The organism is Shewanella sp. SG44-2 (assembly GCF_014164215.1).
In the GTDB taxonomy this organism is placed as follows: Bacteria; Pseudomonadota; Gammaproteobacteria; order Enterobacterales; family Shewanellaceae; genus Shewanella; species Shewanella frigidimarina.
Genome location: NZ_JACJEU010000001.1, coordinates 233331 through 250075 on the forward strand (window position 1 = coordinate 233331; position 16745 = coordinate 250075).

The 16745-nt window shown below is 40.3% G+C and carries 10 protein-coding genes; 4 read left to right on the top strand and 6 right to left on the bottom strand.

Features of this window, described 5'->3' with window-relative positions; translation table 11 throughout:
* Window positions 1-6 precede the first annotated feature (6 nt).
* The 4 genes from H5181_RS00940 to H5181_RS00955 all read left to right on the top strand — a co-directional run bounded on the left by H5181_RS00940 (window position 7) and on the right by H5181_RS00955 (window position 3460).
* Window positions 7-837: an SDR family oxidoreductase gene (locus H5181_RS00940; protein WP_182749887.1), complete on the top strand. Its 831-nt coding sequence runs from the start codon at window positions 7-9 to the stop codon at window positions 835-837.
* Window positions 838-842: 5 nt separating this feature from the next.
* Window positions 843-1910 carry a phosphotransferase family protein gene (locus H5181_RS00945; RefSeq protein ID WP_182749889.1) on the top strand — a complete coding sequence of 356 codons (1068 nt, stop codon included), beginning with the start codon at window positions 843-845 and terminating at the stop codon, window positions 1908-1910.
* 2 nt (window positions 1911-1912) lie between these two features.
* Entirely contained in the window at window positions 1913-2626 is a 714-nt protein-coding gene (locus tag H5181_RS00950) for a histidine phosphatase family protein (protein ID WP_182749891.1), read from the top strand.
* An 84-nt stretch (window positions 2627-2710) separates the two neighbouring features.
* Window positions 2711-3460 carry an SDR family oxidoreductase gene (locus H5181_RS00955; RefSeq protein WP_182749892.1) on the top strand — a complete coding sequence of 250 codons (750 nt, stop codon included), beginning with the start codon at window positions 2711-2713 and terminating at the stop codon, window positions 3458-3460.
* 136 nt (window positions 3461-3596) lie between these two features.
* Here the strand turns inward: H5181_RS00955 and H5181_RS00960 are convergent, their stop codons facing one another.
* The 6 genes from H5181_RS00960 to H5181_RS00985 all read right to left on the bottom strand — a co-directional run bounded on the left by H5181_RS00960 (window position 3597) and on the right by H5181_RS00985 (window position 16699).
* A complete protein-coding gene (locus tag H5181_RS00960) occupies window positions 3597-5894 on the bottom strand; it encodes a bifunctional diguanylate cyclase/phosphodiesterase (protein ID WP_182749894.1) in 2298 nt (765 codons plus the stop codon).
* Window positions 5895-6373: 479 nt separating this feature from the next.
* Window positions 6374-6907, bottom strand: a complete 534-nt coding sequence (locus H5181_RS00965) for a cell division protein ZapC (protein WP_182749896.1) — start codon at window positions 6905-6907, stop codon at window positions 6374-6376.
* Window positions 6908-7075: 168 nt separating this feature from the next.
* Complete coding sequence (pyrD, locus tag H5181_RS00970; protein ID WP_059743833.1) at window positions 7076-8095, bottom strand: quinone-dependent dihydroorotate dehydrogenase; 1020 nt, start codon at window positions 8093-8095, stop codon at window positions 7076-7078.
* 61 nt (window positions 8096-8156) lie between these two features.
* Window positions 8157-13004, bottom strand: coding sequence for an NAD-glutamate dehydrogenase (locus H5181_RS00975; protein ID WP_182749898.1), 4848 nt, complete (start codon window positions 13002-13004; stop codon window positions 8157-8159).
* Window positions 13005-13332: 328 nt separating this feature from the next.
* Window positions 13333-15639 carry an RND family transporter gene (locus H5181_RS00980; RefSeq protein ID WP_182749900.1) on the bottom strand — a complete coding sequence of 769 codons (2307 nt, stop codon included), beginning with the start codon at window positions 15637-15639 and terminating at the stop codon, window positions 13333-13335.
* A gap of 49 nt (window positions 15640-15688) precedes the next feature.
* A complete protein-coding gene (locus H5181_RS00985; protein ID WP_011637679.1) occupies window positions 15689-16699 on the bottom strand; it encodes a YCF48-related protein in 1011 nt (336 codons plus the stop codon).
* Between the last annotated feature and the right edge of the window lie 46 nt (window positions 16700-16745).

Sequence of the window (16745 nt, forward strand, 5' to 3'; positions counted from 1 at the left end):
ATGACTATGAAACCAATAACACAATCACAAAATGTAGTGATCACTGGCGCGGCATCGGGTTTAGGTAAAGCACTGGCACTAAAATGGGCGAGTCAGCACGCCGAAGTGTGCGTTGCAGATATTAATCAACCCGCTGGAGAACAGGTGTGTCAAGAAATCCAAGCGTTAGGAGGTAAGGCATTTTTCGTACCTTGCGATATTACCAACACAGACAGCATTACAGCGCTCGTAAAAGCACTGGACGAGCGTTGGCAACATATCGATGTGTTAATCAATAATGCCGGCGTAGCGTCAGCAGATAAAATTGAAGTTGAACCTATTTTACAATGGCGCTGGGTAATGGAAATCAACCTGTTTGGTATTGTGAATATGTGCCAACAGTTTGTTCCCATTTTTAAACAGCAAGGTATTGGCAGTATTGTCAATGTCGCTTCACAAGCTGGACTGACTCCAATCCCATTTATGTCTAGTTACAACGCATCAAAAGCGGCTGTGGTGTCGTTGTCAGAAACCTTGCGCTTAGAACTTGCCGATGACAATATCAATGTTAGCGTGTTATGCCCAGGCTTCTTTAAAACCAACCTAGGCAGCAGTCTGCGTACTCAACTGCCCACAATGGAAAAGCTGCTGGGTAAGCTATTTGATAAGTCACCCATAAATGCAACGCAAGTCGCCGACATTGCTTATCAAGGTGAAAGTAAAAAACAATTCCTCTTACTGACACATCAACAAGGCAAACGGCTTTATCAGTTAAAACGCTTATTGCCTTTGCATTGGTATTTTAAATTAGTATTGAAACAAACACATCGTCTTAGGCAATTGTTAAGGGAGGAATAAGCTTAATGAACCAACAATATCTGGATAAAGCCAAAGCGGTTCGTACCGGCGAGGAGCTTGATGTTGCGATTATTGACCTGTGGTTAAAACAACATATCGACAGGCTAGAGGGAAAATTAACCATAACCCAGTACACTGGCGGTGCATCCAATTGGACTTACTGCTTAAGTTACGCCAATCGCGAGCTTATTTTACGCCGCGCGCCCAAAGGCACTAAAGCTAAAGGTGCTCACGACATGGGGCGCGAGTATCGATTACAACAAGCACTTAAACCTGTTTACCCTTATGTACCAGCAATGCTGGCACATTGTGAAGATGACAATGTGTTAGGAACTGAGTTTTATGTCATGGAAAAGCTCAATGGCATTATCCCAAGACAAAACCTCCTTAAAGGCTTAAAAGTCGATAAGACGCAAGCCAGAACGCTTTGCACTAATGTAATTGATTGTTTAATCGAATTACATAAAGTGGATGTAGATGCCGCTAATCTTAACCATATCGGCAAAGGCGAAGGATATACGCAGCGCCAGATTGATGGCTGGAGCAAACGCTACACTCAAGCTAAAACCTGGAATGTGCCCTCTGGCAAAAAAGTGATGGCTTGGCTACAACAACATAAACCAGCACAAGAAAGCATTTGCCTAACCCACAATGACTTTCGGTTTGATAACGTAGTGTTAGATCCAAATGACATCAGTAAGGTCAATGGAATACTCGACTGGGAACTGGCGACGCTGGGGAACCCATTAATGGATTTGGGTAATACCCTCGCCTATTGGGTTGAAGCAGATGATGACTTTTTAGCACAAATGACTCGCCGCCAACCCACACACCTTGACGGTATGCTCACTCGACAACAAGTTGTTGAATATTATTGCGATAAAATGAATATCACCATTGATGATTTTCGTTTTTATGAGGTGTTCGGTTTATTCCGTTTAGCAGGCATAGTGCAGCAAATTTATTATCGCTATCACCATAAACAAACACGCAACCCTGCATTCAAACAATTTTGGATTTTTTCACATTATTTATTGTGGCGTTGTCATCAAACAATGAAGCAAAAAGGATAACCATGGCGAATATCTATTTAATCCGTCATGGGCAAGCCAGCTTTGGCGCTAATAACTATGACAACTTATCAAGTTTAGGCCATAGTCAAGCAAGGCATTTAGGTGAGTATTTTAACCTGCGCTTAATTCAACCTAGCCATGTTATTTGCGGCAACATGACTCGACATCAACAAACACGAGATGCCTGTTTATCGACGTTGTCACCGCCTTTATTGCATGAGTCATTACAGATAAGTCTCCCTTGGAATGAGTTTGATCATGAAAATGTGATTGCGGTTTATCGACCAGACTTGGCAACCCCAGATGCAATGAAGTACTACCTCCAACAACAAGCTTCACCCACAAGAGCCTTTATCGAATTATTTAGTCAAGCCATTCAACAATGGCAACAACAATCAAATTCCGCTAACGATAACAGTAACTACAACGAATCTTGGCAACACTTTACTCAACGAGTCAACCAAGGGTTACAGCAACTCATCGAGCAGACAAATGACAATGACACTGTGTTTGTATTCACTTCTGGTGGCGTCATTAGTGCCGCGATGATGCAAATATTAACAGTGCCAGAAGGTCAATTTTTTAATATCAATAAACAGCTAGTTAATTGCGGCGTGACCCAGTTACAGTTGAAACGGCAACGATTGAGTTTAATTACCTTAAATGAGCATAGCTTTTTTGATGGGTCACAACGCCATTTACACAGCTTAATTTAAGTTATATTCACTTTGTGAGTATCGTTAAGTGACGATGTTCAACACGTTTAGCAAAACAATTAAAACAAAAATAAAGAGCACATTATGAAACGGAAAAACATATTAATCACAGGGGCGAGTTCAGGTTTAGGCCGCGGTATGGCAATTGAGTTTGCTAAGCAAAATCATAATCTTGCTTTGTGCGCGAGACGAATAGACCGTCTTGAAGCATTAAAGCAAGAGTTACTAGTGATTAATCCCAATATCCAAGTATTGATTAAATCATTGGATGTTAATGACCATCCGCAAGTTTTCGACGTTTTCAGTCAATTCAAACAAGAGTTCGGTCAACTTGACCGCGTCATTGTCAACGCAGGCATGGGTAAAGGTGCCTCTATCGGTACTGGTTTTTTTGAAGCTAACTTACAAACGGCGCAAACCAATTTTATTGCTGCAATAGCCCAGTGTGAAGCAGCGATGGCTATTTTTCGTGAACAAAATAGTGGTCATTTAGTGACCATCTCATCCATTAGTGCCGTACGTGGGTTTAGACGTGCTATGACGGTTTATGCGGCGACTAAAGCCGCCTTAACGTCGTTATCTGAAGGTATCCGTATCGATGTGATGAACACACCAATAAAAGTGACCTGTATACACCCTGGCTTCATTCGCAGTGAGATTAATGAAAAAGTGAAAACGGTTCCGTTTATCGTCGACACCGAGACAGGTTGTAAAGCGATGGTGAAAGCGATTCAAAAAGAGAAAGCCAACGCCTTTGTACCTAGCTATCCTTGGGCGTTTTTACACTGGGTATTGCGTATCGCACCCATCAGCATTATTCGAAAAATGAGTTAACTCTGCGATAATAATTACACTCGTAATGAGTGATTAGCTGATTTATTCGTTACGGCATCTCACTCGCGAGTTATTATCACTGACAATAACTCGCAAAATGGAGACTCGCTCTACCCTTCAATAAATTCGCTTTTTACTATTTTGTATTTTGTTCGATGAGTAAAGCTTCGAAATCGCCAACAGAAAGTGGCTTTGCAAACAAATAACCTTGCCCAAAAGTACAGCCTGCATTAATGAGTAACTGCTTTTGTTGTTCGGTTTCTATCCCTTCAGCAATAACACTCATTTTCAGTTTACTGGCCATTACAATAATCGCTTCACACAGTGCGGTGTCTTTATTATTGGCTGACATGTTTTGCACAAACCGTTGATCGATTTTTAAGTAATCAAAATCAAAGTCTTTAAGGTATGCAAAAGAGCTATAGCCCGTACCAAAGTCGTCGATAGCGACAGACATCCCATGAAGACGAACTTTATCAAGAGCATCAACAGCTTCAAGTTGATTTTCCATTAATAAATGTTCAGTTATTTCAAGCGAAATAGCCTCACAAGGGATACCTCGCAGGAGAAGCGAATCTGCCCAAGCATTAATTTGTGCACCATTATTTTTATATTGTACAGGGGAAGTATTAATACTAATGGTTAACTCAGGGCAATAGGCTTTACGCCAAGTATTTACCTGTTGTGAAACTTCGTCAAAAATCCACTCACTCATTTCAACAATCAAGCCAATCTCTTCAGCGACATGAATAAAATCTAAAGGTGAGATCATCCCTTTTTGAGGATGTTTCCAACGAATTAACGCCTCAGCTTTGGTAATACGCGAAGTGGTTAAGTTAACGATAGGCTGGTAAACCATGTAAAACTGTTTTTGCTCAACAGCAATACGTAAATCACGCATGATCTCCATACGTTTAAGAAAATCTGTACTCATGTTCTCAGTAAAATAATGAATGCTGTTGCGACCGCGGGATTTAGCACGGTACATCGCTTGGTCTGCATTTCTGAGTAATTCTTCAATAGTTGATGCATCATTTGGGTAAAATGCCAAACCGATACTAGCAGTACAATAGACATTTTTATGATCAATGATATAGGGCTTAGCTAGTGTGCTTAAGAGTTTTTGACCTATTTTATCGATGTCCTCAGGGACCGTTGTACCAACAAAGGCAATAATAAACTCATCACCGCCTAAACGAGCCACAATATCATTTTTTCTAATGGTGCTTTTAATTCGATTTGCACACTCAATCAACACAGAATCTCCGGCACCATGCCCTAAAGAATCATTGACGTCTTTAAAGTTATCTAAATCTAGCATCGCGATCACTAATTGTTTTTTATCGCGCTCTGCATTGTCCACCGCATTGGTTAAATGCTCGTGTAATAAGTGTCTATTAGGTAAATTGGTTAAACTATCAAAATTAGCTTGATGCCAAATAATGTTATCAGCTTTGTCTCGCTCAATTGCAATTCGGGTTAGGTTGACAAATTGTTCAACCAAATTGATTTCAATGTCTGTCGGTTTTGATAGCCTATCAAAATATATCGCAATCGTGCCTAGCACGTTACCATGATGGCTAATAATAGGTTCAGACCAACATGAGACCAATTTAGCTTGGTTGGCTAAATGAGCTAAGGGCAACCAGTTAGGGTGGCTAGCAATATCCGCAACGATGATTCTTTTACCTAGTGCTACAGATTGAGTACAAGTACCGCTTGCGTCAGCAATATTGACCGTGTCAATTGCCTCATTATAAAAAGCTGGCAGGCTGGGCGCCGCGGCTAATCTTAACTGTTTACCAGTGTCATCTAATAATGAAATACTGCACATCGCCCGCGGCAACTCATTTTCAATCCCTTCTACAACCGCAGCCAACACTTTGGATAATTTGCTAGAACTGGCTATCAACTCCAGAATATTGTTACGGAGCTGACTTATTTTATCTTTTTCTAATAACTGGCGGTTTTTACGTTGCATAAATATTGAAAAAATTAGCGAAAAAATACCTGTTACTACCAAAGAGGCCATAATAAGCGGCAAAGAAAACTCATCAAATTGCTGATAGGTTAATACTCCGGCAATAGAAATGAGTAAGACATTGAGCAGGCAAGCAATAAACGTCGGTAATAAATAAAAACTGGCGATGATAATCGGAAACAACCAAAAAATTAAATCGTTACCAACGATGTAAATACCAAATAAAATATTCGCATGGGCAATAATGGCAAACAATCCACTAAAGAACTTAACCTTGCTAGTAAACCAAACACCAATAAAAATCACTGAAATCCCGCCCACGGCAACAAGATCGACAAGGGTCCGCAAATGATTATGTTGAAATACACTTTCAATCAAGAATGGCGATAAGATTAATATTGCAGCGGCTGTCACACCCAATAATATTTTTTCTTCAATTGTACGGTGATCCATTTTTACCGTCATAGTAGATGACTGTCCTATTCGTGTTGAGTCACTGGTAGCATTGAGACTATACTACTGTTTCAATTATGTACTTTAAACTTAAAATTGCAGAGGGCTAAAATTGCGGAGGGCTTTGGCACACTATTGTGCAATGGTTATAAGCTAACATACCGATAGAAGGGAGCATGCATCAACTTAACAGTATTCTATAAAGTAACGTAAAGTTATCAAGTTATACAAGCATTTCTGTGATTTTAGCCGATGATTTTGTTACACAAAATACTAAGGCATACGACATGATACAGGGTATTAACATAGCCTAAAAAATATATACGATGATAAGCAACTAAACCGATAATAGTCATCAGTGGCATGTCATAACATGAATGTGGGAATGGCTTTCTTACTGATGAACGAGTGTGAGTAACCGCATACTGGACTATGGCATTAAATAAATCGAAAAAGCGCTCATTGGAGCCTGTTATCTATTAAGCTGCCACGACTTGTCTGGCTTTACGTAATGGGTGCAAACGATTATGCATCACTTTAATGGTGTCGAATTGTACTAGCGACTTGCTATCTGATAACTGGCAGTATTGCGATAAAATCATCACTGTGGCAGCTTGTAAGCCATTATCAACGACTAATGCTAATACTTTTGAAGAGCCGCAATTAAGTTGAAATAATTTACCGACTTCGCAATAAACACATTCATCACTCACATCAAAAAACCAAGATTTCGGCATTTGTGATTGTAATAAAAAATGGGCTGCGGTGGCATTCAAAGCAGTTTGAACAATACCGGCATCAGAGATATGTAAAACCTTAGGAAGTGTTTCAAGCATTTTAATGTAGAATTTTGCGTGTTCAAGATTAAATTCAGTTGCGGTTAATGCATCTGGAATTAATAGTTTTGTCTTGTATGGGGTCAAGAACTCCATCTCGGAACCCAATGAAATACTTAGCTGCTTGCAAGTCTCATTGTATTCCCAATGCCAGTCCTTGTTTGGCATTAATAACATGGCAATTTGCACCTAAATGTTGAACACTTGTGCATAATAGTTTATTTTTCACCCAATATCAAAATTTAATTATAAATTATAACATAAATTTCATAGTGTTAGCGCGATCGAACGATCTAAAATTCGATCGCGGCATGATTTTTGATCGATAATAATATGTTTTAGTCGTTATTTTGCACAATAAGCTCTAGCGATCTGATCAACCAGTTTAGGTCCTTGGTAGATAAAACCAGAGTAAATCTGCACCATGGTTGAGCCAGCGTCAAATTTAGCCAAAGCATCAGCTGCACTATTGATCCCACCCACACCAATGATCGGGATCTTGCCTTGTAAGCAGATCGCTAATTGTTTGATCACTTGTGTTGATAAATCAGCCAATGGTTTGCCACTTAAGCCACCCATTTCTTCGGCATGTTTTAAACCAGTAACAGTATCTCGGCTTAAGGTGGTGTTGGTCGCGATAACACCATCAAACTGATTACTCATCAATGAGTCAGCTATCGCGCTGATTTCTTCTGAGGTTAAATCAGGCGCAATTTTTAGCGCAACAGGGACATATTTACCATGTTTAGCGGCTAATTCAGTTTGTTTGGCTTTAATTGAGCTAAGTAAGTCGTCAAGTAACTCACCGTATTGCATTGAACGTAAACCAGGAGTGTTAGGAGAGGAAATATTAACTGCAATATAGCTAGCATATTGATAAACCTTTTCCATACAAATTAGGTAGTCATCTTTGCCCTGCTCTACTGGAGTGTCTTTATTTTTACCTATGTTCACGCCAACCATAATGTCAGACTTTTTGGCCATTAAATTACGAACCAGATTATCGACACCTTTATTATTAAAGCCCATACGATTAATAATGCCTTTAGCAGGTTTTAATCGAAATAAACGAGGTTGATCGTTACCAGCTTGCGGGCGTGGTGTTACTGTTCCTACTTCAACATGGCCAAAACCCATCGCATGAAAAGCATCAATTGACTCGCCGTCTTTATCTAATCCTGCTGCTAAACCGACAGGATTGGGGAACGTCAGTCCCATACAGGTTACTGGGGAAGATTTAACCTGTTGACGGTAGAAACAATTTAACAGATTGTTTCCGGTTATTTTCAAACTGCCAATCGCGATATTGTGGGCTAACTCAGGGTCCATCTGAAACATTACTTTTTGCGCGAGTTTGTAAAACATGTTTTCTCCTAGACCTAAAAAAAACCCCGGCAATTGCCAGGGCTTATTCACATTATAAAAACTACTTCTGACCTTCGCAATGCAAAATCAGCAAGTTCAGTTCTCTTAAGGCGACTGAGAACTTAGCAAATTCATGGGTTTGAGAAACCTTGAAGTCCGCTAACATGTGATACCATCTTTCAAGCAATGGTTTATTTAATGTAATCCATTGATTGATAACACTATCTGCATCGCAAGTATCTGTACAAGTACGTAATACTGCAGAACTTAATGCACGTTGTTGCCAATCAAGTTCTTCTCTGAATGCAGCACGAGCCAGTGCTTGCCAATGGTTAGCTACAGGTTGAGCACTGATTTGTTCTAAGAACCAATGTAATTCAACTTTAGCACCGAGTTTGAAGTAAGTTTCTGATACTAGCTCAACTGACTTATTCTCGATTTGAGCAATTTGTGCAATATCTAACGCAGAGAATAATGTACTCATTTTAGCGACAACTTGTGCAACTGCTTTAGGGACATTCTCTTTCGTTAGTGCAGTAATTTCAGCAGAAATCACTTTCACTTCAGCAGCAATCATATACTGGTCAACATTGGCTTTAAGCTGTTCAAATACAGGCTTAAAGAATGCCACTGTTTGATCAATATCATGAGCACGATTGCGATGACGAATAAACCAACGACATGCTCGACGCATATTACGACGCAACTGATGTAGCATTTCACCCTGCACATGTGCCGGAGTAACACCGTTTAAGTCAGTAATAGAAGCGGTTAACTCATCAAGACCAAAGATTTCTCGGGCCATAGTATAACAAATAGCCGCTTCGGCAACTGTTGCACCGGTCTCATCTTGCATACGTTGTACAAAATTAAAGCCCATATCATTCACCAATTCATTGGCTAATGAGGTAGCAATAATTTCACCACGTAGAGGATGTGCGATCATTTTGTCAGCGTATTTTGCTTGTAACTTTTTAGGGAAATAAGCCACTAATAGCTTGCTTAAAAATGCATCTTCAGTGATTTCAGGTGTCACTAGTTGCTCTTTAAGCACCATTTTAGCGTAAGCAACTAATACCGATAGCTCTGGACGAGTTAATGCACGGCCGTTGGCTAAACGTTCTGCTAGATCGTCATCAGTTGGCAAGAACTCAAGTGCGCGGTCAAGTTTACCGTCTTTTTCAAGATACTGAATAAAACGAATTTGCTCTTTAAGTTGTGACACACCGTGTACTTGGGTAACCGAAATAGTACGGGTTTGGTCTTTACAATCTTTAATCACAATATCGCTGACTTCGTCAGTCATGTCTTCAAGTAAACGGTTACGCTGTTTAACCGTTAACTCACCTTCTGCCACTAACGTGTTTAAGAAGATTTTGATGTTAACTTCGTTGTCTGAACAATCAACACCGCCAACGTTATCGACGAAGTCAGTATTCATACGGCCACCATTAGCACAGTATTCAATACGGCCTAATTGTGTACAACCTAAGTTACCGCCTTCACCAATGATTTTGGCACGTACTTCTTTACCATTTACACGTAAGGTATCGTTTGCACGGTCACCTACTTCAGCATGCGATTCTTTGCTCGACTTAACGTAGGTACCAATACCACCATTCCAAATCAAGTCTACTGGCATTTTCAGTAGTTCTTTCATCAGTTCAGTTGGGTTCATGGTGTCTTTGTCAGTGTCTAGCATCTGCTTGATTTCTGGAGTCAATTTAATTGACTTAGCAGAACGTAAGAATATCCCGCCGCCTTTAGAAATCAGTTTGGCGTTATAGTCTTCCCAGCTTGAGCGTGGTAGTACAAATAAACGCTGACGCTCAGCATAGCTTTCGGCAATTTTTGGCGTAGGGTCAATAAAGATGTGCATATGGTTAAATGCAGCAACCAATTGAGTTTGCTCAGATAGCAGCATACCGTTACCAAATACGTCACCAGCCATGTCACCAATAGCCACACAACTGAATGGAGTGGTTTGACAATCAACACCAATTTCGCGGAAATGACGTTTAACAGACTCCCACGCACCACGGGCAGTAATGCCCATTTTTTTATGGTCATAGCCGTTACTACCACCAGAGGCAAATGCATCGCCTAACCAGAAGTTGTATTCAATCGCAATAGCGTTAGCAATGTCTGAGAATGTTGCCGTGCCTTTATCAGCTGCAACGACCAAATATGGATCGTCTTCATCATGACGTACAACATCTACGGGTGGAACCACTTCACCATTAACAATGTTGTCCGAAATATCTAATAACGCACGAATGAAGATACGGTAACATTCTTGTCCTTCCGTAAATAATGCCTCGCGGCCACCTTCTGTCGGCAGTTGTTTACACACAAAACCACCTTTTGCGCCCACAGGCACAATCACGGTGTTTTTAACTTGCTGTGCTTTTACTAAGCCTAATACTTCGGTACGGAAGTCTTCACGACGATCTGACCAACGTAAACCACCGCGAGCCACTTTACCGCCACGTAAATGCACACCTTCAACACGAGGCGAATACACGAATATTTCAAACTTCGGTAACGGCTTAGGCATTTCAGGAATTAAGCCCGGTGCAAACTTAAACGAGATATAGTCTTTCGCTTTTCCGCCAATGGCAGTTTGATAGAAGTTAGTTCGTAATGTGGCGTTAATTAAATCCAAGTAACGACGAATAATACGGTCATCATCTAAGCTTGAAACGTCATCAAGTTGTATGTTCACCTGTTCAAGGAACTTACTTAAGGTGCGCGTTTTTAGTTTAGGGTTAAACTTACGGATGAACATTTTCACCAATAAGTCCGCTAATTTAGGATAACGGCTAAACGTTTCTTCGATGTACGACTGACTGAATGTTGCATCAATTTGACGCATATACTTAGCATAAGCACGCAAAATAGACACTTCACGACCACTGAGGCCTGTTGACAGTACCATGCGGTTAAAGCCGTCATCTTCTAACTTCTTCTGCCACACTTGCAATAAAGCCGTTTGGAAACGGTCTTGGCTATCAGCTAAGTTTTCTGTCGCTGCACCCTGCACTGTCATTAAGAAATCTAAAATCCAGAATGTCGCGCCATCATTGGTTTTGACTTCGTATGGACGTTCATTAATCACACGTAAACCAAAGTTTTCAAGCATTGGTAGTACGTCAGACAAGTGAATAGGCTCGTCTTTATGGAACAGTTTCAGGCGGACTTTATTGTCATTCAACGCAGTTTCTTGCGGTTGATAAAACAACATACCTAATTTGTGTTCGTCATCCAATGCTTCAAGGTGCTGCATGTCAACAACAGCTGAACTTGGAAGCACATCATCTTTATAACTCGGTGGGAAAGCATTTAAATAACGTTTTGTCAGTCCCGTTCCAGCTTGCTCACCAACAGCATTGTTTAATGCTGTGTGCAGTTTGTCGTCCCATGAGCGAGCAGCTTCGATAAGATTTCTTTCAATGGCGGCCACATCAACATCCATATTGTTATTATCAACTTTGATAATATAGTGAGTTCGAGCCAATGTAGACTCTGAGAAGTACGTGGTGAACTCAACATCTTCTGTACTTTTAAAATGTTGTGCCAGAATGCGTTGAGTATCTTGACGTAATTTAGTGTTGTAGCGGTCTTTAGACACATAAACTAAACACGACAAGAAACGGCCATAACCGTCTTTACGCACAAATAACTTTAACTTGTCACGATCTTGCATTTCTAAAACACCGTGAGCGATGTTTGATAGCTCAGGATCTTTTGCTTGAATTAGCTCATCACGAGGTAAGTTCTCAAGAATATTCATTAACGCTTTATAATCATGAGAGCGCGGCGCTAGCCCTGAGTTATCAAGAATGCGCTGAACCTTTTCACCCAATAATGGGATTTCGCGTGGACTACGGTTATAAAGATTAGAAGCATATAAACCAATGAAACGATCTTCACCAATTACGTTGCCTTTTTTGTCAAAACGTTTAACACCAATATAATCTACATAAGCTGGACGATGTACACGGCTTTTAGCAGAGCTTTTGGTGAGAACGAGTAAGCTTTCATCTAACGCCTCTTTACGGGCTGAATCAGATAAACTTGAAAGTAATAAACCACGCTCACTATGGGAGGTTTTTGAACGGTTCATTAGCCCTAAGCTAGATTCAATGTTAGGAACAAGCTCAACATCACCTTCAACACGTTTTAGATCGTAATAACGATAGCCAAGCAAAGTGAAATGATGGTTGTTCAAGTAGTTTAAGAAATCAACTGACTCTTTCAGTTCCGTTTTATCACCCGGGAAAGGACGTGAAGGTAGTTGTTTAATAGTATCGGTTAATGTATCTGACATTAATTGCCAATCATTGACCGACGCAGAGACATCAGCAAGAACAGATTGAATTTCTTTTTCAATCGCCTTAATGTCAGCATCACTATTTTGCTTGTCAATTTCGACTAAAAATACAGCAACATTATTGCTGCTGTCTGTCGTGTCATTAACAAATGACACATCTGACACATTGTTGTTATTACCGCGAACTACGGCTAATGGCGTGTGCAACATCACATGAGCAGTGATGCCCATTCGATTTAACGCCATTGAGAGCGAGTCAACCAAGAAAGGCATATCAAGTTGGATAACCTCAATAATGCTGTGAGTTGACTGCCAGCCATGTTTTGCTTGGCTTGGATTAAATACACGGATGTGGGTTTGATCCTGGGCCGTTTTATTCAGCGCATTCCAAAGGCTCACTACAGCACCATATAAATCACTGTCATTACGAGCATTGAGATCGTCTTTTGACATATGGGCATAGAGGCAATTAGCAAATTGCTCAACTTGTTTGGCTTGAGAATTAGGGATTTTTGTGTGAATTAAATTGACTACATTTTCCAGTAGTACTGAAGGCATTGCATCTTTCAAGGCCATGTTGCAGATTCCTTAAGCGTCTATGGCAGCGCTCTTATCATTATATGGATGCTTCGGCTTGTTGATTCAGTCGGTCCGAGTCATTTTGTGTCTATCACGTAAATAACTGTTTTTCGTTTAACAATAGAAACTCATATTTGAGATCTGGTGCAAAGTTTATTACTAAATTGCTGCTATATCGAGGAAAATTTTAGTGGTACATCCTCTATAAATCCAGTAGACAGCATAGATTAGTGTTTAAAATGACATTTAAGTCGTTTGCATAGAGTAACTATGCAAAATAAAAAAGGGAGCTAAGCTCCCTTTTTTATTTAATTACATGTTTTAGTTACTTTTTTCGCCAAAACATCGCTGATAGTGCGGGTAGAATAATAATTGCTCCCAACATATTCACTAAAAACATAAATGTAAGCAAAATACCCATATCCATTTGGAATTTAAGATCTGAGAAGAACCAAGTACTCACCCCAATAGCTAACGTCAAGCCAGTGAAGATAACCGCACTACCGCGTTCAACCAAAGCTTCAAAATACGCTTGTTGAACCGGCATACCATTAGTGAGTTTATTAGACATCGTCGACAAGATATAAATACCGTAATCGACGCCAATACCTACACCCAATGCAATAACCGGTAAGGTACTCACCGCAAGTCCAATATCAAGCAGAGTCATTAATGCTTGCGCCAATGTCGATACCACATAAAGCGGTATAATGACGGCAATAGTCGCCTTCAGAGATTTAAAACTAATTAAACACAGTACAAACACTGCACCATAAACATATAACATCATTGGTAGCTGAGCTTCGCTCACGGCTTCATTTGTGGCTGCCATGACACCAACGGGACCTGAAGCTAACTTAAATTGCAGTGTGTCAGAGTTAAGTTGCGCAGCAACGGCTTTAACTTTATCGACAACCACCTCAATGGTTTCAGCTTTGTGATCCTTTAAGAACAAGTACACTGGCATCACTGAACAGTTACTATTGAGCAAACCTGACGTTGTCGGTACTTGACCAACGGCTTGTACTAAGCTGGCAGTGGTACGAGGTAAAATTTCCCATTTTGGGTTACCTTCGTTAAAACCGGCATTCACTTTTTTAGCAATAGATGCCAAGCTCGCCGTTGACTCTACACCAACGGTATTGGCCATCATCCATTCAAACTGATCTATTTGTGTTAGGACAGAATGATAAGTACAAGCTTCTGGTGTTGCTTCGACAATCACTGTCATCACATCGGTGGTAATAGAAAAGTGATCAGTAATAAAGAAGGTGTCTTGGTTATAACGAGAATCTTGGTGCAGTGCTGGTGCCCCACCTTGTAAATCACCTATTTGCATTTTTGAAGCTTGTTGAAAACCAACCATATAAAGAATTACTGTCGAAATTAATACTACAACGGCATATTTTGGCGTCGCAAACTTAGACAATGCTCGCCAAATATTTTCAATTTTTTGGCGTTTCTCAGGATTATCTTGCTTGTTGGGTAATTCAAAATATGAAATAACCAATGGTAGCAAAATAAGGTTAGTTAAAATAATGACTGCAACACCTAGCGATGCAGAAATTGCCAACTCACGAATAATACCAATATCAATGGCCAATAAGGTTAAAAAACCGACCGTATCAGACAATAAAGCAACACCACCGGGCACTAATAAACTGCGAAAAGCTGACGCTGCTGCGGCTTTAGTTGTTTGACCATCAAGCACCCGACGACGTACAGCATTGATCATCTGCACTCCGTGACTCACACCAATAGCAAACACCAAAAATGGCACTAAAATCGACATGGGGTCTAAACCAAATCCGACCACAGTTAATAGCCCTAACTGCCAAAAAACAGCAATCAAACTACACATTAATGGCAAGATAGTGAGCATTATCGATTTTGAAAATAAGTACACCATCACAGCAGTAATGGCTATGGCGATTAAAAAGAACAGCAATACGCCTTTAGCGCCTTCGGCAACATCGCCAGCCATTTTGGCAAAACCGATGATGTGAATTTTAATTTGATCGTTTTCAAATTTGCCGCGAAGCTCTTGTTCTAATTGATTTGCAAACGCAATAGTATCAATGGCCTCACCCGTTTGAGGGTCAAACTCCATTAACTGCGCAGACACCATGGCAGAGGTATAATCATTGCCGATAAGTCGGCCTACAATGCCCGCTTTTTCTATATTATCGCGAACTATTTTAAGTCCATAATCATCATTACGAAAATCAGCGGGGATCACAGGACCACCAGCAAAGCCATCCTCTACAACTTCGGTAAAACGTGTTGAAGGCGAAAATAACGACTTAACCTGAGAACGTTCTACACCTGGAATAAAAAATAATTGATCGTGAACATTTTTCAGCGCATCAAAAAATACCGGGTTAAATATATTGCCACTGGTATCTTCTACCGCCACCATAATACTGTTAGCACCACCAAAATCTTTTTGATGTTTGGTATACGTTTGCATGTACGAATGATTGAGTGGGATATTTTTACTAAAAGCGGCATCCATTTTTAATTGGCTGGCTTGATACCCTAAGAAAAAGGTAATAAAAATAAACGAAATGATGACCCATTTTCGATTACGGAATAAATGAGATTCAAATCCATTGACCAGTTTTTCTAACATCTTTTCGGCCCTATTATTGTTGTTTTAATTGTCCAATCTAACCTTAAGGTTAGTCAAGCTGGAACAGTCCCTTAGAACCGGCAAACCATAACTGGCCTTTACTGTCTTTAGCTATTGCCACTATATTCTCGCCTTGGCGTCTGGCCACAATTGTTGCTTTACCATCATCTACTGACAACACTATCCCAGCATTTCCGACTAGGTATAGCTCATTATTAGCGTTAATCAGTGCGCTATTAATTGATGATTGGACAGGTAAATCAACCTCTTGCCATGAAGATAGTGTTAAGTCTGATTTAAACACGTGACCGCGTAATCCCATGACATAAACATCTTCACCAACTTCAATGGCATTAAACATTGAACCATCGTAATCGAAGTTAGTTTTCGAGAATGTTTGGCCGTTATCACTTGATACCGCAACCATGCCAAGTTCACCCACAAGCAATAAGCGTCTATCCTTGAGGCGAATTAAGCGATTAAAATGGGGTAATAATGATGCTCGTTCAGACAAATATAATGCTTCATCTTCTGCTTTAAGTTCATTTAAATAGGCGATATCTTCTTCAAATAATAATTCTTGATGAAACTCTTGTTGCCATGTTTTTCCGCCATCTGCGGTGCGATAAAATAATCCATAAGCACCTACCGCAATACCATCGACAGGGCTATAAAAACGAATATCTAATAACGGTTTCTCAATTTCTGCAGATTGCATCTGCACAGACCACGTTAATCCACCATCTTGAGTATGGATAATGGTTGCATCATGGCCGACGGCCCAACCTTGCTTGTCATCGAAAAAAAACACTTTGGTTAATTGAGACAATACAGGAGTTGCAACTTGGTGCCATTGATTATCGTCTAATAGCAACACATTACCGCGTTGACCTACCGCGACAAGTTTGTCACCCGCATTAGCAATATCAAGCAATAAAGAGGATTGAGCTCGGGGTTGAATTTGAACAGAGAGTGGATCGAGTTGAGCATCTACTGAAGTAGTATATAAACATGCACTAATCCCAATCGCCACTACACTGCGAAGCATGCTAAACGTCATACAAACTTCCTTTAAAATTTATAGGGGCGCTACGGCGCCCCATTTT